Source organism: Enterococcus sp. AZ103, from assembly GCF_051714685.1.
GTDB classification, from domain to species: Bacteria; Bacillota; Bacilli; order Lactobacillales; family Enterococcaceae; genus Enterococcus_A; species Enterococcus_A alishanensis.
In genome coordinates this window covers 1,128,377-1,147,015 of record NZ_JBIOSI010000001.1, presented here as the reverse complement: position 1 = coordinate 1,147,015, position 18,639 = coordinate 1,128,377, and the positions used below count along the sequence as shown (strand labels likewise).

General features: G+C 37.1%; 16 protein-coding genes. 1 reads left to right on the top strand and 15 read right to left on the bottom strand.

Going from position 1 to position 18,639, the window contains the following annotated elements:
• Positions 1 to 77: 77 nt before the first annotated feature.
• From ID741_RS05995 to ID741_RS05980, 4 genes are all read right to left on the bottom strand, one after another.
• On the bottom strand, positions 78 to 1,142 hold the full coding sequence (locus ID741_RS05995) for a D-alanine--D-alanine ligase (protein WP_218326476.1): 1,065 nt from the start codon (positions 1,140 to 1,142) through the stop codon (positions 78 to 80).
• A gap of 136 nt (positions 1,143 to 1,278) precedes the next feature.
• Complete coding sequence (locus ID741_RS05990; RefSeq protein WP_218326477.1) at positions 1,279 to 1,731, bottom strand: YaiI/YqxD family protein; 453 nt, start codon at positions 1,729 to 1,731, stop codon at positions 1,279 to 1,281.
• On the bottom strand, positions 1,715 to 3,058 hold the full coding sequence (locus ID741_RS05985; RefSeq protein ID WP_438719407.1) for a hypothetical protein: 1,344 nt from the start codon (positions 3,056 to 3,058) through the stop codon (positions 1,715 to 1,717). Before ID741_RS05985 ends, ID741_RS05990 begins: the two co-directional genes overlap by 17 nt.
• Positions 3,059 to 3,074: 16 nt before the next feature.
• Positions 3,075 to 3,974 carry a metallophosphoesterase gene (locus ID741_RS05980; RefSeq protein ID WP_218326479.1) on the bottom strand — a complete coding sequence of 300 codons (900 nt, stop codon included), beginning with the start codon at positions 3,972 to 3,974 and terminating at the stop codon, positions 3,075 to 3,077.
• Between the two features lie 133 nt (positions 3,975 to 4,107).
• Between ID741_RS05980 and ID741_RS05975 the strand changes: the two genes are divergently transcribed.
• Positions 4,108 to 4,512: a hypothetical protein gene (locus ID741_RS05975; RefSeq protein WP_218326480.1), complete on the top strand. Its 405-nt coding sequence runs from the start codon at positions 4,108 to 4,110 to the stop codon at positions 4,510 to 4,512.
• A gap of 41 nt (positions 4,513 to 4,553) precedes the next feature.
• Here ID741_RS05975 and gshAB read toward each other — a convergent pair whose 3' ends face one another.
• The 11 genes from gshAB to recG form a co-directional block, all read right to left on the bottom strand.
• Entirely contained in the window at positions 4,554 to 6,818 is a 2,265-nt protein-coding gene (gene gshAB, locus ID741_RS05970; RefSeq protein WP_438719406.1) for a bifunctional glutamate--cysteine ligase GshA/glutathione synthetase GshB, read from the bottom strand.
• A gap of 142 nt (positions 6,819 to 6,960) precedes the next feature.
• Positions 6,961 to 8,445: a signal recognition particle-docking protein FtsY gene (gene ftsY, locus ID741_RS05965; protein WP_218326726.1), complete on the bottom strand. Its 1,485-nt coding sequence runs from the start codon at positions 8,443 to 8,445 to the stop codon at positions 6,961 to 6,963.
• Between the two features lie 136 nt (positions 8,446 to 8,581).
• On the bottom strand, positions 8,582 to 9,388 hold the full coding sequence (locus tag ID741_RS05960) for a Cof-type HAD-IIB family hydrolase (protein WP_218326482.1): 807 nt from the start codon (positions 9,386 to 9,388) through the stop codon (positions 8,582 to 8,584).
• Entirely contained in the window at positions 9,385 to 12,975 is a 3,591-nt protein-coding gene (smc, locus tag ID741_RS05955; protein ID WP_438719405.1) for a chromosome segregation protein SMC, read from the bottom strand. Before smc ends, ID741_RS05960 begins: the two co-directional genes overlap by 4 nt.
• Before the next feature lie 11 nt (positions 12,976 to 12,986).
• Positions 12,987 to 13,679 (bottom strand): ribonuclease III, encoded by a 693-nt coding sequence (rnc, locus tag ID741_RS05950; protein ID WP_218326484.1) that lies wholly within the window; start codon positions 13,677 to 13,679, stop codon positions 12,987 to 12,989.
• 166 nt (positions 13,680 to 13,845) lie between these two features.
• Positions 13,846 to 14,055, bottom strand: a complete 210-nt coding sequence (locus tag ID741_RS05945) for a helix-turn-helix domain-containing protein (RefSeq protein WP_218326486.1) — start codon at positions 14,053 to 14,055, stop codon at positions 13,846 to 13,848.
• Between the two features lie 11 nt (positions 14,056 to 14,066).
• Entirely contained in the window at positions 14,067 to 14,537 is a 471-nt protein-coding gene (locus ID741_RS05940; RefSeq protein WP_218326487.1) for a hypothetical protein, read from the bottom strand.
• Positions 14,538 to 14,548: 11 nt separating this feature from the next.
• Positions 14,549 to 14,998 carry a hypothetical protein gene (locus ID741_RS05935; protein WP_218326488.1) on the bottom strand — a complete coding sequence of 150 codons (450 nt, stop codon included), beginning with the start codon at positions 14,996 to 14,998 and terminating at the stop codon, positions 14,549 to 14,551.
• 164 nt (positions 14,999 to 15,162) lie between these two features.
• Complete coding sequence (gene acpP, locus ID741_RS05930; RefSeq protein WP_281419031.1) at positions 15,163 to 15,408, bottom strand: acyl carrier protein; 246 nt, start codon at positions 15,406 to 15,408, stop codon at positions 15,163 to 15,165.
• Between the two features lie 116 nt (positions 15,409 to 15,524).
• The gene (plsX, locus tag ID741_RS05925; RefSeq protein WP_218326491.1) at positions 15,525 to 16,526 is read right to left on the bottom strand and encodes a phosphate acyltransferase PlsX; all 1,002 of its coding nucleotides are present in this window, start codon (positions 16,524 to 16,526) and stop codon (positions 15,525 to 15,527) included.
• 42 nt (positions 16,527 to 16,568) lie between these two features.
• Positions 16,569 to 18,596, bottom strand: a complete 2,028-nt coding sequence (recG, locus tag ID741_RS05920; protein ID WP_438719404.1) for an ATP-dependent DNA helicase RecG — start codon at positions 18,594 to 18,596, stop codon at positions 16,569 to 16,571.
• Positions 18,597 to 18,639 lie beyond the last annotated feature (43 nt).

Sequence of the window (18,639 nt, the reverse complement as noted above, 5' to 3'; positions counted from 1 at the left end):
AGCGATTAAACCATTTGCCTTTTGACTTATTCTTATGTATAAAATTGGCAATTGTTAAAAAAACAACTGCCAACTTTTTATTCGAAATTCGCTTTTTGTCGATAGCGTTTTAAACCTAATTGAATCAATTCTTCAACTAAATCACCATATTTTAGTCCCATATTCTCCCATAAAGAAGGATACATACTAAATTCAGTGAATCCAGGCATCGTATTTAATTCGTTCAAAAAGAGTTCATTTTTATTTGTTAAAAAGAAATCACAGCGAGATAAACCACTACCACCTAACATAGTGTAGGCTAATTTACCATATTTTTGGGTAGACTCAACCACCTCAGCTGGCACATCAGCTGGGATAACCATTTCGATTTTATTGTCAATGTATTTCGCGTTGTAATCATAGAAAGCGACCTCTTTAACAATTTCACCAGGTGCAGTCGTGCGAACATCATCATTACCTAAAATCGCAATTTCAATTTCTCGCGCATCAATACCTTGTTCAACTAATGCCCGTGAATCAAATCGGTAAGCTTCTTCTAAAGCGTTTTGTAAGTCTTCCCGATTTTCTGCTTTGGTAATACCTACCGAAGAACCCATGTTAGCTGGCTTAATAAACATTGGATACAACAAAGTACCTTCACACTTATCAAACACTTGCTTAGGATTTTCTTTCCATTGATTTTTTAAAACAGGAACAAATGGAACTTGTGGAATGCCAGCAGCTTGTAAAATGTATTTAGTCATAATTTTATCCATGGCATTGGCACTAGTCATGACACCGGCTCCGACATAAGGCATATCAATTGTTTCTAGGAAACCTTGAATCGTACCGTCTTCACCGTTTGGTCCATGTAAAACTGGAAAGACAATCGCATCTTCTTCTTTGATATCGCCAGGTGCGATTAATTTTCCGCTAAAGCCAATCGTTTCATTACCAGAAGGATCCCAAGACAAACGTAAAGTTTGATCTGTTGTAGGAGCCTCCGTAAGTAACGGTCCTTTGATCCATTGACCCTCACGGGAGATATACACCAGTTGCACTTGATAATAATCAAAATAAATTGCTGAAATTACAGAAAAAGCAGATAAGATTGCCACATCATGTTCCGGACTTTTTCCTCCGTATAGTAATACTATTTTCAAAACATATCCTCCATTACTTTTTCGATCCTGTCTATTTTAGCACAAAATCACCTTAGACTATAAATTTTTTTTGCTTATCTTCGTTACTTTTCGTGTCTGCTTAGCGCTAGTAAGGATTTTCCCTTTTTAAATTAAGCTAGTGACTTTCATTTTCTAGAATTATTTTTTCTAAATTTGTTCGAAAAATTTGTCGATCTTCTTCAGTATAGGCTTTTGGCCCTTTTGTACGCTTATTCGCTTTTCGCATTTGTGCGCCGTAAAATCGCTGCTCCAATAAAGAATCGATATTCATTTTGGTGTAGCGCATCCCTGATTGATGCAAGACGGCAAAAGCTTTACTGATAGTTAATGAAGCCAAGCCATAATCTTGCGTAATCAATATATCTGGTGACTGGATGACTGAAACGATTTTGAAATCAGCTGAATCTTGTCCTCGATCAACATACACGAAGGTAACAAAATCAGGATATTCTTTGGTGGAGTAATGATCGATACTAGTGACAATTACCACCGGTAAATGATATTTTTCAGCAATTTCGATGGTCGTATCTTTAACTGGTGAACCGTCACCATCAATGATTAACCGCATGTTTTTCAATCCTTTCCACTATTATTAAAGCAATTAACAAGCAAATAATTGAAACTTGTTTGATAATTGTCATCACAGCTACAAAATCCACTGGCTGTTGTTGATACAATAGAATACTTTGTAACGGATCATGGCGTAAATACAGCACCAAAGTCATGCCTACCATCATCATAAATTGATGAAAAATACTGCCTAAATTTGCAGTAGCGTATTTTGCCGTAAATTTTCGACTAGCTGGAATCTTATCGCTCTCATCGTAAAGTTGATTCAACCACTGATTGATACTTTTTTGAAAGAAAGTCAGTACAAAAATCCCTAATGAAAAGAAACTCGGGATAAGCATTAATAATAAGCCGATTCCTAAACCAAACAACTGACTATGCAATGATTTATTTGTCTTACGCCGAACTTTTTCACCAAACAAACTAGCCAAAATCATACCGACCGCATAAGGAATAAACAACATATAAACCAATTGCGCTCGACCATAAACAGCGGATACGTAAAATGAACCAAACAATATAATAAAATTACCAAAGATTCCATTGAGAAAGGTTATAAGATTTTGCCAAAGGGGCAATACCCACTGCTGATACTTGCGTTGTAAACTGAAAATAAGCGTTAGAAAAAGCAGCGTAAACCCCAAAATCGCGATATTTAAATAAAATTCATTGAACATTAATCGCCCACTGCGTAATAGAAATAAAATGACAAAAAATAGCGCAAAATAAATAAATTCTCTAAGAGAAAACATTTGCCGTGACAGATGTTTAAAATCCAGTTGATAATCAGGATGGCGACGAATCCCATAATAAGCAGCAATAAAATAAATTGTCAATATTGCTGGAACAATCAACATTTGCTTACTTAATGGCAATGTCAGTCCCCAGAACAAAGGAATTAATAATAGCAATACCAATAAATATTGCCAGTTAGGCATCTTCGCCTGACCCTGTTTTTTCTCATAAAAATGGACACTGACATTGGCTGGTGGCAACCAAGCGGCACAAAGTCCTAAGCCAATTCCTCCGATTAAATAAAATGTTGGATAAACTTCTCCTAGCAAACTAAAAATACTGCCTAAACTACCGATTAGTAGCGCAACTATCATTAGCGTATATTTTTCAATTGTTTCCTTCAACCCTTTTAATAAAAATATCCCTGTCATACGAAAAGTATAAAATAAAACGAACGGTAAGACAGATATAACTTGTCGGCCGTTTAACAAATGAATATACATAAAATAAGGAATTATCGTAATCAAATTACTAAGTAGAAAAGGGGTGGTTTCCACTGCTGCTGATACTATTTTACGAACTTTTTGCATGTTTTTCACTTCCTACTTAATAATCGACAAAAGTTAAACAAGCCGCAAATTCTTCGGCTAGATAACGATGCTTATATTGATCAAAAGCCTTTTGATGATCACGAATAATTCGCCGCATTTTCATGGGCACAAAACTATCGGCCAATTGATTGCTCAAAATAAAATTGCGGGTTAATTGCCATTCATAAAAATAACCAAAAGGTCGACAACTATAATTTGTGCCGTGAATGATCTTATCGGGAAAACGCCGATGGGTATGACCAAAAGCAACCTGTTCAATATTATCATATTGGTCTAAGAGTTTTCCTAATGAGGCGGCTCCTAAAAAAGCATTCATTTTATTCCAAACAGCATATTCACCAGTCATCTGGACAATAAACTCCGATTGAGGTACAAAATGTGTCGCTATCACCACTTGATAATTTTTTTCAGCTAATTCATCTAAAATTGGTTTTAATTCCTTCAAGATTCTTTGGGTAACTTCCTGATCGTTGCCATCTCGTGTAATCATTCGGTCATACCAATAGCGATTTTTGATAGCAATATTTTCTACGACATCTTGATTTTGAGAAAAGCCATAGTCGTACCAGCCATTTAAGCCCAGTAAAACTTTTTTATCATTTAAAGGTAAATAACGTAAATTTAAAAAATGACTGTCAGGATAATGCTCAATCATTTCTTCTCCTTGAATATCAGCCATTTCATGATTGCCTAAATTGAAAGTCGTTTCAATCCCAGACAAACGAAAAATTTGATTTATTTCCAAGGTGCGCTGCATTTTATTGGCGCTGTCACCAGCAAAATGCACCCAGGTTACTTCGTGTTCTCTCAAAACATTCAATAATATATTTAATTCAATCGTTTCAAAATGATTAATGTCGGCGTGCAAATCACTGATGATAGCTAATTTTCCCATTTTTTAAACGCCTCCTTCGACATTGCTCTATGGAAATTAAACCAATTTTCCCAGTGAAATGCAAATTCTTAGTAATTCTCATGTAAGCGCTATGCTATACTAAAGATAATTAAATAATCAGGAGGTGTCTGTTATGACTTATGATGAATTGCAAAAAGATTTACTTACTGCCTTAGACTTGCATATTGATATTTTAAAAGAAGTGGAAGACATCGAAAGTGAACATTTACCAGCTGTTTTATTTATGATGCGCAGTTTTGGTTTTATGTTAGATCGTGCACCAACCGTTTTAGCTGTGCACGATGAGGAAGAAATGATGTATTTGATGTTCCAATATTATAGCTTATTGACCGAGCTAAAATACAATCTTGCTTTCAACTTTCCTTATGCCAAAATGCAAGGAGAACCTTTGTTAGAAGTAGCCAAGCAATTCCCTTGTACCTACGAAAAAGAATTAAAAAAATGGTGGGAAGAAAAAACTGGCTTAACTGTTGAAGAAAGAAAACAGACCATCAAAATTGATGATTTTGCCTATTAAAAAATGTGCCGCAAGTGTAAAAATCACTTACGGCACATTTTTTAGCGTTTAATTTGCATTTCTGGATAGAGTAAAGTCAGCACGTCTTGAGTCAAGCGGCGACCTTGTCCGGCGTATGGGAAGATATGCATATGCATCGCTGGATTGAAGTTTGCTTCGATAATTCCATAATCTTGTTCATTTTCATAAGGTTTATGAATATCTGGAATAATCAAATCAATCCCACTAATTTTTGCTCCTAAAGCAGCTACTGCATCAACCGCAATTTTTTTGTAACTTTCATCGACTTCATCAGTGATATCGATCGAGTCGCCACCAGTAGAGATATTAGAGTTTTCCCGTAAAAATACTTGCTGACCTTCAGCTGGGACACTTTGGATGGTCATGCCTTGTTCTTTCAGCATCAACTGTTCTAATTCGCCTAATTGAATAATTTCTAAAGGAGCCCGATGATCGCTGCCTCGTAATGGATCTTGATTTTTTTCAGTCACTAATTCTTTAACTGTTTTTTTGCCATCACCAACGACATTGGCTGGGATTCTCAATAAAACAGCAGTGACCTCTCCATCAATTACGAAGAACCGGTATTCTGTTCCCACCATAAATTCTTCAACAATCACTTCTTGATCTTCTTTAAAAGCCAAGGCTAAACCAGTTTGATAATCCGCCAAAGCTGTTTCGCCTTTAAAAATAGTGATCCCGATTCCATAATTGGTTGATTTGGGTTTTATCACAAAAGCTTGTTGGGCAAATTTTGGATAGGCTTTTCTAGCTTCCATTAAACTGCTAAAGGTTTCCCCTTGAGGCACTCGGAAGCCTGCTTGAGCTAAGACCATTTTAGTAACAGTTTTATTGGCCATTAATAACGGCGAAATATACGTATCACGACTAGTCATATTGCCATTTTTTACATACTCATAATGGTCGCCATGTTGCAAACGAACAAATTGATCACTACGATCTAACACTTCTGCGCCAATCCCTTGTTGAATCGCATCAAATAATAATGCTTGGGTGGATAACTCCATCTCGGAAAAACCAGTTAATTGATAAGGTTTTTCATAAGCCTGATCATAATATTTTTTTCCTAAGTCAGTGGCAAAAGCCGCTTGCCCCTCTTTTTTATCAGCCGTTAAAACTCGAGCGGCAATTGTTTTCTCTGGCTGCTCTAACCAAGTCGCAAATTCTTCGATTAATTGACGATCTAAATCTAAGATATCAGCCATCTCTAACATCTCAGCAAAAATCTTTTGACCTTCTGCTAAGTAAGTCGTTTCTTTCAAAGGATGTTCTAATGAGACCTCTTCGTTACGGACAGCACCTTCTGCCACCCATTTATCAGCATTTTCGCCTTCATCAGTCCACAATAAATACAACATAAAGTATTGTAAAAACTCAACTTCTTGATAGTTAATTCCGATACGATCAAATGGATTCAAGTCAATATTGCGCAGCTCTACATAACGAATACCGTGATTAATTAAATCAGAAACCCGCTCCCCACCGCGTAAACGAACCGGCGCGTAGTATTCTTTTTCTTCAGATAAACGTCCCCGCTCAACATTTTCTAATAGGTCTTCGTTATATTTTTCTAAGCTTTCATAAGAAACCACCACATCTGGCTTGTTCACATAGCCAAAACGACTACTGCGAATACTGCGGACTGGCTCGTCTGGACGATCGTCGTCATAAAAATAACGAGCTTCACTTAAAGGGCTTGCGCCGAATAAATAAATAACCAGCCAACGATAATGCAAATAATTACGGGCAATCTTCATATATAATTCAGTCTTAAAACTTTCTAGTGTCACAACTTCATTTTGTTGGCGATACAACTGTTTTACCAAATCTTCACCGTATTCAAAATTAAAGTGAATCCCGCTAACCATTTGTTTTCTTTTACCATAAACCCGCGCTAAAAAACGACGATATAAAACATCCTCGTGGCGGAAAAGTTTTGCAATATCAATTTCATCTTCATTTTCTGGTAAGGCTGGCGGCATTGATAACGGCCACATCATTTCATTTTCAGGCATACTTCTTTGAGTCACATCATGGATCGCTTCTAAATAAGCCAGTACATCAGTAATATTTTCGGCAACTGGTGTCACTAATTCTAATTGTGTTTCTGCAAAATCTGTTTGGATATACGGATGAAACAAACGATCACCTACAGTCTTAGGATGATCTGATGTGACTAATTCACCTGCTAAATTGACACGCTGGCTTTCTTTTTCAATGCCAAAACGTGCCTGCAGTAAATAAGGAATCACTTTATCTGCTTGCATCATTTTTTTAATATTCATGGATTCTTCCTCCCCCGCTCATTATATAAAAAAAAGTTCAGGAATCAAAAAATAATTGCTTAAAACCCTAAAATTTCTCGTTCAAATGAAGAACCCCTAAAAACTGGACAGAATGGCCAATTTTTAGGGGAAAGACTTCAATTTATTCCGCTTGTAATAATCCTTTAAATAAACCTATCGCAAAATCATTAGGATTAAAGACTTCTAAATCATTGATACCTTCGCCTAATCCAACTAATTTCACCGGTAATTGCAATTCATTACGAATGGCTAAAACAATCCCACCTTTAGCAGTCCCGTCTAGTTTTGTTAAAACCAAACCAGTTAAGTCCGTGGTTTCTTTAAATTGACGGGCTTGACTCAATGCATTTTGACCAGTTGTAGCATCAACTACCAATAGCACTTCATGAGGTGCTGATGGAATTTCCCGTTGGATCACTCGTTTGATTTTTTCCAACTCGTTCATCAAATTGACTTTATTTTGCAAACGACCTGCTGTATCAATCAATAGAACATCGTAATCGCCATTTTTGGCTTGATTGACCGCATCAAAAACAACTGCTGCCGGATCGCCACCCGCTTTCCCGCGAACCACTTCAACTCCAGAGCGTTCGCCCCAAACAATTAACTGGTCAATCGCTCCAGCCCGGAAAGTATCTGCCGCTGCTAGTAAAACCTTTTTGCCTTCATTTTTATATTGATGAGCTAATTTCCCGATACTGGTTGTTTTACCTGTACCGTTGACGCCAACAAATAAAATCACGCTTAATTGATCTGTTTGCAAATTAATTTGGTTATTTTCATCTACGCCTTCTGCTTCATAAATATCCACTAACTTTTCAATAATGACATTTTGAATTTGTGCGGGCTTTTTAGCATTCTGCAACTTAACTTCTTGACGCAAAGCATCAGTTAATTTTAATGCCGTATCAAAGCCAACATCGGCGCCAATCAAAGTTTCTTCTAAATCTTCGAAGAATTCTTCATCGACACGGCGGAAACGAGCGAATAATTCATTCATCCGTTGACCAAAAGATTTACGCGTTTTTTCCAAACCTTTGTCGTATTTATTTTGAATTTCTTCCGCTGTTTCAGCTTCTTCGACTATTTCTGGTTGATTATTTGCTTCTGCAACAGTTTCAACTGGCAAATCAATTTCTGTGTCAGTAGTAATCTCAGCTGTATTTTCTTGCTCTGCCATCGTGACAGGCATTTCTTCAACTTCAACCGTTTCTTCAATTGGTACAATGGGTTCTTCATCAGCATTTTTTTCTGAAACTCTTTCCAATACTTCATCAACAAAAGTTTTCTTCGGTGCTTCTGTTATTTCTGCATTATCGAGTGTTTCTACTGACTCAGCTTCCGGTGCTATTGGTTCTGCCGCACCAGCATTCTTTTCAGCTGATAATTCTAACGCTTCTGTAATTGATGGCGTTTCTGTTGATTCAATCGCTTCATTTTCTGCATTCACTTCTTCAGTTGTTTCAATTGGTCCTGCCGTCTCTGTCAGATTTTCATCTGGAACTACTGGTTCTGCCGCACCAGCATTTTTTTCCGCTGATAATTCTAAAGCTTCTTGTGTCAGAGATTTTTCAGTTTCATCATTACTTGCAACCTCTTCTGGCATAACTGTATTTTCTTCAGAGGTTTGATTTGTAGCCTCTTCGACTGGTGTATTTTCTTCTGTTACTTCAGGTTTTTCTACTTGTTCTGCTTTAAAAGCATTTTTTATTCGATCAAATAAGCCCATCTTGATTCTCTCCTTAATTTAAGACGAATTTTTCGACTGCTTGGGCGACACCATCAGCTTGATTTGTCCCAGTAATATAATTCGCTAAACTCTTGACTTCTTCAGTGGCATTTCCCATCGCTACACCAAGTCCTGCGTATTCAATCATCGAAAGATCATTGGCTTCATCACCTAAGGTCATCATTTCACTGGCCTCAATCGCTAATTCTTTACCTAAAACACTTAAACCAAAAGCTTTAGTCACACCTTTAGGCATAAATTCTAGTAAAATTGGGCGTGATTTAAAGATTTCATATCGATCATAATATGCGGCTGGAATTTTAGCAATTTTATTGTTTAAGATATCTTCTTCCGTTGCTGAAAGAACCTTATTGTATAAAATTTCTTCAGTTAAGTCAGCTTCCTTTTTATCAAAGTAAGTTACAAATTGGTTAATTGATGGATAAATTGAAGGATGATCTTTAGAAGTTTCAATCTGTAATGAAGAAGATCCTGATAAAATATCCGTCGGTAAATCTAGACTCTTCAATAATTCAATCACATCTTTCACTTCAGCTAAGCTAAAAGCGGTTTTTCCCAAAACTTCTCCAGTATTCGCTTGCACCAAGCCACCATTATAAGTAATTGAATAATCTTCGGCATCCAATAAGTTTAATTCCTGCAAATAATTTTGGACAGAAACTAGTGGTCGTCCAGTACATAAAACGACTTTAACTCCTTTTTCCTTGGCCTTCAGCAGTGCTATTTTATTTCTTTCCGAAATGGTTTTTTCGTTGGTTAACAATGTCCCATCTAAGTCAATCGCAATCAATTTAATCATTTAGCTTCCTCTTTCTTTGAGGTAAAATTTCCACCTTCATTGGCTTCTTCTAGTCGTACAGAAATTATTTTAGAGACACCCGACTCTTGCATCGTCACGCCATATAAAACATCGGCCGCCTCCATCGTACCTTTACGATGAGTCACAACGATAAATTGAGTATCATTCTGGAAGTTTCGCAAATAACGACCAAATCGCGCAACATTGGCTTCATCTAGTGCCGCTTCGACTTCATCTAAGACACAGAAAGGTACAGGTCGCACTTGGATAATCGAAAATAGTAAAGCAATCGCTGTTAAAGCACGTTCACCACCAGATAATAAAGATAAGTTTTGCAATTTTTTTCCTGGCGGTTGGGCTTCAATCTCGATACCGGTATTTAATAAATCATCGGGGTCAGTCAAAATTAATTCGGCTTTCCCACCACCAAACATATTCGGGAAAACTACTTGGAATTTATCTCGAATACCTTTGAATGTTTGATAGAAGCGTTTTTTCACTTCATCGTCCATCTCATCCATTGTTTCAAACAACTGCTCTTTAGCCGATAGCAAATCATCTCTTTGCGTCGTCAAAAAGTCATAGCGTTCTGAAACTTGTTCGTATTGTTCAATCGCATTTAAATTGACTGGTCCTAACTGTTCAATCTTGCGTTTCAATTGTGTCACTGTTTGTTGAGCTTCAGCCAAATTCTCAATTTGATCAGCTTGATTTTCAGCTGCTTCGAAGGTTAAATTATATTCTTCCTGCAAATAGGCCAACTCATTATCTAACTGCAACTCCAAACGGTTCTTTTGCACATCGACTTGCGATTGTTGTGCTAGCAATTGTTTTTGCAGGCGATTATTGGTAGTCAAGGCTTCATCCAACTGATCCACTTGCAGTTGAATGGCTTGTCGTTTGGTTTTCCAATCAGCCAAGTCAGTTTCCAAAGCGCTTTTCTTTTCCGTAAATTCAGCCAAGCGTTGGGCTAAGCTTTCATCGGTTTCTTCATGATTTAAAGAAGCGTCAGATAAAGCCGCGATTTGATTTTCTAAACGTTGTTGCTCGGTTTGCAATTCCATCAAGCTTTGATTTAATTGATTCTTTTGGCTCATTAAATGATTGCTTTGTTCTGCTAAAACCGCTTGATTGGCTTGTAATTGACTAAGCTCACTCGCTAAAGTTTGGCGTTTTTCTTCCAGCAAATCACTTTCTTCATTCAGCTGTTTGATTTCTTGATCAACACTGGTTTGTTGTGCTTTCAGATCAATTTGTTTAGCTGTTAGTTCCTTTTTTTGTTTTTCATAATCAGCCAGGAAAGTTTCCAGCTCTTTGGCTTCATAAGCAAATAAGCTTTGTTCTTTTTCTAAGCGAGTGAAATCATTAGTTAAGCTTTCCGCTAGATTTTGTGCTTCTTGAAAAGCTAGTCGGGTTTCTTCTCCTTGATTTCGCAAGTTTTCCAATGCTTGATTTAAATCAGCTAATTGTTGTTGCAAGTCAGCGACATTCTTTTCTTTGACCTGTAATTTTTGCTGAATCATTTCAGCTTGCTGCGTAAGTTTTTCTAATTCGTGACCTTGGCTAAATAAATGGTTATTGCGGCCTTGTTTATTTGCGCCACCAGTCATCGAACCACCAGCATTCATCACATCACCAGTTAAAGAAACCACACGGACTTGAAAATTTAGTGCACGGGCAATTTGGTTGGCACTCGTTAAATCCTCTGCAATCACAATGCCACCTAATAAGTTTTCAACAATATTACTGACCCGATCATCAAATTTTACCAAACTACTAGCTGTGCCAATAAATCCTGGTAGATTTTCCCCTTTACTTTTGTGATTAACGGCTAAACTACGGGCTTTAATCGTCGTCAATGGTAAAAAAGTCGCGCGACCTAAACGATGTTCTTTTAAATAAGTAATCCCATTGCGGGCGTCGTGTTCATTTTCCACCACGATATGTTGGGCGGCTGCCCCTAAAGCTGTTTCAATCGCTAAAGTATATTGGTCTGGCACTTCTATTAATTCTGCCACTGCACCAACAATTCCAGAAAGATCCTTGCGATGTTGCAGGACACTACGAACACCTTGGTAGAAACCATTATAATTTTCTTTGATTTCTTGCATACTTTTTTGACGGGCTTTGGCTTGTTGGACTTGGCTCATCAAATCGTACATCGTATTTTGTTCTTGCTTAATGTTCGTCTCTAATTGATTTTTACGCATCAATAATTCTTTATAGTCTGTTTGTTGGGTTTTCAGCAAAACTTCCATCTGTCCGCTTTTTTCTAGCGCATTAGCTTGTTGCTCTTTTAATTCAGCCAATTCTTGTTTCAAGTTTTCAAATCGAGTCGCACTTTGTTGATTTTTAGCCGTTTCCTGTTGATATTGACGCTCCAAGTATTTTAGATCATTGCTGACATTGGCTTGTTCTTGCATCAATTCAACATAGTTGCCTCGCAAATCTTCAATCAGTTCTTTGGTAGACTTTTGATATTTGGCACTCTCAGCTGTTTTCATCTTGATAGCTTCGACTAATTGATTGCGTTCGACCAATTTTTCAGTCTGTTCCGTTTCCAATTGTTGAATGTGGTTTTGGGTTTCTTCTATTTTACTATTGGTTTGGGCTAAGCTAGCTTGATATTCACTGCTAGATTTTTTAGCATTTTTTGAGCGTTCCAACAATAGTTCTTTTTGGCCTTCTGTTTGTTTTAAGCTCTCTGTTAGGTGTAGTAATTGTTGCTGACCTTGTTCTAATTGCTGGTCTAGCACACCACGATTTTGCCGTAGCTCTCCCAATTGTTTTTCAGTCGATTGAATCAGTGTATTCTTTTGTTCAATCTCAGCCGATAAACCCTCAAAATCAGTTTTTGTTTCTTCCCAGGTTTCTTTACTAGTCAGAATTCTGGCAACCGTCAAACTAACATCTTTATTTTGCAATTGTTCTTTGAGTACTAAAAACTCCTTAGCGGCCTCACTTTGAGCTGCTAAAGGAGTCAATTGTTCTTCTAACTCATAGACGATGTCTTCCACTCGATTTAAATTGTCTTCTGTTTCAAATAATTTTTGCTCAGCTTTTTTCTTGCGTTGCTTATACTTCAACACACCAGCTGCTTCTTCAAAAATTCCCCGTCGATCTTCTGGTTTACTGGCAAAAATTGCTTCAACCTTCCCTTGTGAGATAATCGAAAAAGATTCTTTCCCTAAACCAGAATCCATAAATAATTCTTGGATATCCCGCAAGCGACAAGCTTTTTTATTGATGAAAAAATCACTTTCTCCCGTTCGACGATAGCGTCTAGTGACACTGACTTCACTAAAATCTAACGGCAAATAATGATCACTATTATCTAAAATAACCGTCACTTCAGCGATATTTAATTGTTGACGAGTCTCTGATCCAGCAAAAATAATGTCTGGCATCTTCCCGCCCCGCAGACTCTTAGCAGATTGCTCACCTAATACCCAGCGAATGGCTTCAGTAATATTACTTTTCCCACTGCCGTTTGGCCCAATCACCGCGGTAACGCCCGGTTCAAATTCAATTTTTGTCCGATCCGCAAAAGATTTAAATCCAGCGATTTCAATTCGTTTTAAATGCACGTATTTCTCTCCTAAGCTTCCAAGTCCTGTAAGGCTTTAGCAGCAGCGTCTTGTTCAGCTAATTTTTTTGATTTTCCTTCACCTGCGCCAATCAAATTGCCATTGGCGTAGACTTCAATACTAAAAATTCGTTCATGGGCAGGACCAACCTCAGCGACTAAACGATATTCAATCGACACATCGCCATTTTTTTGTAAGACTTCTTGCAATTTGGTTTTATGATCTAATTCTCGAGTAAAATCACCGGCAGCAACTTTAGGAAAAATGACTGCTTCGATGAATTTTAATGCCGCCCCATAGCCTTGATCCAAATACAATGACCCCAAAAATGATTCAAACAAATCACATAATAAAGAAGCGCGGTTACGGCCACCAGAATTTTCTTCTCCTTTGCCTAATAACACATATTTATCAAAATGACACTCTTTGGCAAATTTCGATAAACTGTCTTCTCGTACAATTGCCGAACGTAGTCTGGTTAATTTTCCTTCTGGCAAGTTCGGATATTGTCGAAATAAATAATCTGATACTTGAATTTCTAATACCGCATCGCCTAAAAATTCTAAACGCTCGTTATCAGAAATTTGTAAATTGCGGTGCTCATTGACATAAGAAGAATGGGTGAATGCTTGTTCCAATAAATTTATATCATGAAAAACGATTTGGTAATTTTCTTTCAATTCTTTGATCAATCCGATATCCATTGGCTTACAGTCCTTTTTTTACAGATTCATGTTTCATTATACTGTTTTTTCAATTATTTTTAAACGAACTTAGCGAGATTGTTTGTTTATCTTTACTAAAAGCGCTAAATTTTTAATAATTAAAAACACCTAGTAAAATCTCTTAACGAAATCTTACTAGGTGATCTTATGCTTCATCTTCTATATATTCTAAAATATCGCCTGGTGTACAGGCTAAAACTTTACAAATTTCATTCAGCGTTGAAAAGCGAATAGCTTTGGCTTTTCCTGTTTTCAAAATCGATATGTTGGCATTGGTCATGCCGATTTTTTTAGCTAATTCACCAGAAGAAATCTTACGTTTCGCTAGCATGACGTCTAAATTTACTTGAATCATTCGGCACCCTCCTAAATCGTCAATTGATTTTCTTCGGCAATCATATTGGCTTTTTCTAAAATTTTACTCAATGCCCAAATAATAGCTGCCGCCAGTGAATAAGTTAATTCTAAAGTATAAGCTTCTTTAAATAGATCTGGTAGCCCATTTGTAAAGGTTAAAATTAATAGTAGTAAACTAATTTTCTTGGCCATTTTCACATTACGTATCACAAAGATTTGATCCAATTCTAAATTTTTAAAGAAAGTTCGTACATAATAAAATAACAAGCCGATTAAGACTAAATTGATTATCAATAATCCTAGAAAAATCGGCGAATCAACAAAGCCCATCTCAGTAGCAGTCACGCCTAAACTTTCTACATTGATAAACCGCAAAGCAATAAACATAAATGCAGTACCTACGATTGAAATGCCAATCCCTACGACGAAAAAGGTAAATAACCATTTCAAAGCTTTAAAGACCATTTTTTCACGATTCATGACGATCCCTCCTATGCAAATTTGCTTGTTTGTTCAACAGCAATGAATTTTTCTGCAACAATCCAAATAACAATCCCGATAATTAAATAGTTTAGATTCAATGTATAACTATGAAAAGCTAGATCCGGTACACCGTTTGTAAAAGTTAAGACGGCTAATAATCCTGCCAAAATTTTAGCTAATTTTTGGTTTTCTAATCCGAAAATTTCACCTAACTGGAAGTTTTTAAATAGACGACGAGCCAAGTAAAAAATAGCTGTGAAGAGACTGTAATTTAAAACCATCAAACCAGTAAATACTGGTGAACTAAATACTTCAGCCCCTTCAACTGTAAATTGGCTAACATCCAAACCATGTAATAAAACTGCCACCATCAAAATACTGCTGACTGCAAATCCCGTTACAACCATCAACCCTGTAAATAACCATTTCAATCCCTTAAATAAACTTTCCTTTTTCATTTGAACAACCTCTTTCATTTATTTGATGAACTAAGCATAAACCACCAAATAATGAAAGTCAATAAAAATTTATCGTTTTTCGATAAAAAGTTATCGTTTTAATTTAATTATGTATTTTTAAACAATAAAAAAGCGTGAGGTGAAATCCTCACGCGGTTGTTCCATTAAGCTTTTTCGCTAGCCATGATATAATCTACAGCTGCACTTACTGTTTCGATTTTTTCTGCATCTTCATCAGAAATCTCTGTGCCAAATTCGTCTTCTAATTCTAAAACGAACTCCATGATACTGATTGAATCTGCATTCAAGTCATCTTTAATACTCAATTCGGGTGTCACTTTTTCTTTATCAATTTCAAAGTGATTCGAAATAATTTCTGCTACTTTATTAAAAGCTTCCTCACGAGTCAAGAACATTCACCTCCGCTTGTTTATCTTGCGTTCACCTAGAAGGTCACGTTTATTTTACTGAGTTTCATCTAGTTTGTCTACCTTTTTCAGACAAATTGACTAGAAATCATCGGTTTTTACTGGTGATCTTCTGTTTCAAAGAACTGAACCAATTGACCCACCACATTTGTATCTAACATGGTTGCAATCTGATCAATTGTAGTTGCAACTGCTTCAGGACCAGTAGAGCCGTGAGTTTTAATGACTGGTGCTTTTAAACCAAACAAAACAGCCCCGCCATGACTAGAGTAGTCCAATTTGTCTTTTAAGCTATATAAAGTATCTTTCAACATTAAAGCACCTAATTTTCCTTTGGTACCTGCGTCAGTGATACTGCCTTTTAATAAAGTCATTAAACCTAAAGCTGTGCCTTCAATGGTTTTTAAGACAGCATTGCCAGTAAAGCCATCAGTAACTACGACATCAGCCACACCATCTAATAAATCACGGGCTTCAACATTACCGACAAAGTTGATGCTTTCTTCGGCATTTAATAATTTATAGGCTTCTTTCGTTAATTCACTACCTTTGGTTTCTTCCGTTCCATTATTTAATAAACCCACTCGTGGATTGGTAATTTTGCGAACATGTTTAGCATAAAAAGAACCTAAAATAGCATACTGATGTAAATGTTCTGGTTTGTTTTCAGCGTTAGCTCCTAAATCTAACATATCAAAACCAGGACCTTCACCTAAAACTGGTAATGTCGACATCAAACCAGGGCGCTCGACTTTTTTGATACGACCAACAATAAATAAGCCAGCCGCTAATAAAGCGCCAGTATTTCCTGCAGAAAAAATCGCATCGGCTTTCCCTTCTTTGACTGCTTGCGCCGCTAAGACCATAGATGCGGTCTTTTTCCGGCGAATGGCTTTAACAGGTTCGTCGTCAGAGTTAATTTTTTCATCTGTATGGATAATTGTAATATTTTTTTCATCGGTAATAAATTCTCGAATCGCGTCTTCTTTTCCATATAATTGAAATTCAATTTCAGGATGTTTTTGTTTTGCTAACATGACGCCTTCAACAATCGCTTTAGGGGCAAAATCGCCACCCATTGCATCGACTGCAATTTTCATTCAAACATCGCTCCTTTAAAAGTTTACTTTAGCAGTATAGCATTAATCGAAATAGGTTTCACCCGCATCTGGCTGAACCACTTTGGCTAGACTAGAAAACTCTGGTAAAATTTGCCAATCCTTGATTTGCCAAACCGCCATTGCTTCATCACGTGCCACTTCTAAAATATTGGCATCATTCACCAAATCAGCAATCAAAAATTGGGGCAAGCCTGATTGACGGAAGCCAAAAACTTCACCTGGTCCCCGTAATTCTAAATCTTTTTCACTCAAGACAAAGCCATTATTGGTTTCCGTCATGATCTTCATTCGTTCTTTACCCATTTCATTTTTAGGATTGGCTACTAAAATACAATAAGAAGCATCGGAGCCACGGCCAACCCGTCCCCGCAATTGATGTAGCTGAGCCAGACCAAAACGATCAGCATCGATAATAAACATGACTGTTGCATTAGGAACATTGACCCCAACTTCGATTACGGTAGTGGATACTAAAATCTGACTGCCAGCATCTTTAAATTCTTCCATAATTGTTTCTTTTTCAGCATTTTTCATCTTGCCGTGAAGTAAGCTGACTTTATAATCTGGTGCATAATAAGCCGCTAAATGCTCATAAATTTCCGTCGCGTTTTTGACATCTAAGGCTTCTGATTCTTCAATTAAAGGACAGATAACATACATTTGGTGGCCTTTTTTTAATTCAGCCTGGGCCCAATCTAAAGTTGAATCAAATTGCTTTTGGGAAATCCAAGAAGTTTTCACTGGAATTCTTCCCGCAGGCATTTCGTCAATGATAGAAACATCCATCTCACCATAAGCCGTAATTGCTAAGGTTCGTGGAATCGGCGTGGCTGTCATGAATAGAACATCTGGATGCCAGCCTTTTTCCCGCAAGACTTTCCGTTGATTCACGCCAAAACGATGCTGTTCATCGGTAATCACTAGACCAAGATTGCTAAATTCCACATCTTTTTGAATTAACGCATGGGTACCGACAATAATATCAATTTCTCCATTGGCTAAGCCTGTCAAAATCGCACGCCGATCTCTAGCTTTGGTTGAACCAGTTAGTAATGCGATCGATACTTCCAATGGATCAAATAATTGATTCAAACTTTCTAAATGCTGCTGGGCCAAAATTTCTGTTGGTACCATTAGAGCCCCTTGAAAACCAGCGGTCATGGTAGCGTACAAAGCAATGGCTGCCACCACCGTTTTCCCGCTCCCCACATCTCCTTGTAGCAAGCGTTGCATATGTCTTGGGCTGCGCAAATCACGACAAATTTCATTGGTGACTCTTTTTTGAGCCTCAGTTAATTCAAACGGCAGGCTTTGAGTAAAATTTTTCAACCGTTCAACATCATACAACACGCTAATGCCATTTTTCTCACTATGTTCTTTTTGTTTTAAACCTTGCATTTTCATTTGGAACATAAAAAACTCTTCAAAAACAACCCGGCGTTTCGCCAATTGATTTTCCTTTGGATCTTTAGGAAAATGCATCGCTCGAACGGCTTCATTTCTTGGCATCAAGCGATACTTCTCAATTAAATGATTCGGCAGATTTTCTTCGATTTGGTTATCAAATTTTTCAAAAGCCACTTTGATTAATTCAATTAAAGTCGTTTGGCGAATCGCTTTCGTCACATGATAGATTGGGGCAAAATCTTCTTCTTGCTTACTGGCTAAAATTTTCATGCCAGCTAATGATTTTCGTTTCGCATCCCATTTACCATAAACGGCGATATCTTCACCAACTTCGACTTTATCTTTTAAATAGCTTTGATTAAAAAAAGACACATTAAAGACAGCATGCTCTTGCATCATGCGAAATTGCATCCGGCTTTTTTTATAGCCAAAACGACTAACGACCGGTGCTGATACAACCACACCTTTTAAAGTCACCTTTTCTTGATCGTTAATTTCTAATAAATTACGTTCTTGAATATCTTCATAGCGAAAAGGATAGTAAGTCAGCAAATCTTCAATAGTGAAAATTCCCAGACTCGCCAAGACTTGTTGGCGCTTTTCGCCTACGCCAGGTAAAACACTGACTGGTTGGGTTATCATCTTTTTACCTCATTTGTTCTATGTATTGTCGTTTCTTTATTAT

What these genes read in the sequence shown, in the direction of transcription:
- gshAB (WP_438719406.1), bottom strand. Translation starts at nt 6,818, where the DNA reads ATGAATATTAAAAAAATGATGCAAGCAGATAAAGTGATTCCTTATTTA.
- ID741_RS05935 (WP_218326488.1), bottom strand. Translation starts at nt 14,998, where the DNA reads ATGAAAAAGGAAAGTTTATTTAAGGGATTGAAATGGTTATTTACAGGG.
- ID741_RS05980 (WP_218326479.1), bottom strand. Translation starts at nt 3,974, where the DNA reads ATGGGAAAATTAGCTATCATCAGTGATTTGCACGCCGACATTAATCAT.
- ID741_RS05940 (WP_218326487.1), bottom strand. Translation starts at nt 14,537, where the DNA reads ATGAATCGTGAAAAAATGGTCTTTAAAGCTTTGAAATGGTTATTTACC.
- ID741_RS05985 (WP_438719407.1), bottom strand. Translation starts at nt 3,058, where the DNA reads ATGCAAAAAGTTCGTAAAATAGTATCAGCAGCAGTGGAAACCACCCCT.
- recG (WP_438719404.1), bottom strand. Translation starts at nt 18,596, where the DNA reads ATGATAACCCAACCAGTCAGTGTTTTACCTGGCGTAGGCGAAAAGCGC.
- ID741_RS05945 (WP_218326486.1), bottom strand. Translation starts at nt 14,055, where the DNA reads ATGATTCAAGTAAATTTAGACGTCATGCTAGCGAAACGTAAGATTTCT.
- ftsY (WP_218326726.1), bottom strand. Translation starts at nt 8,445, where the DNA reads ATGCCAGAAGAGGTTGCAAGTAATGATGAAACTGAAAAATCTCTGACA.
- ID741_RS05975 (WP_218326480.1), top strand. Translation starts at nt 4,108, where the DNA reads ATGACTTATGATGAATTGCAAAAAGATTTACTTACTGCCTTAGACTTG.
- ID741_RS05990 (WP_218326477.1), bottom strand. Translation starts at nt 1,731, where the DNA reads ATGCGGTTAATCATTGATGGTGACGGTTCACCAGTTAAAGATACGACC.
- ID741_RS05960 (WP_218326482.1), bottom strand. Translation starts at nt 9,388, where the DNA reads ATGATTAAATTGATTGCGATTGACTTAGATGGGACATTGTTAACCAAC.
- rnc (WP_218326484.1), bottom strand. Translation starts at nt 13,679, where the DNA reads ATGGATATCGGATTGATCAAAGAATTGAAAGAAAATTACCAAATCGTT.
- plsX (WP_218326491.1), bottom strand. Translation starts at nt 16,526, where the DNA reads ATGAAAATTGCAGTCGATGCAATGGGTGGCGATTTTGCCCCTAAAGCG.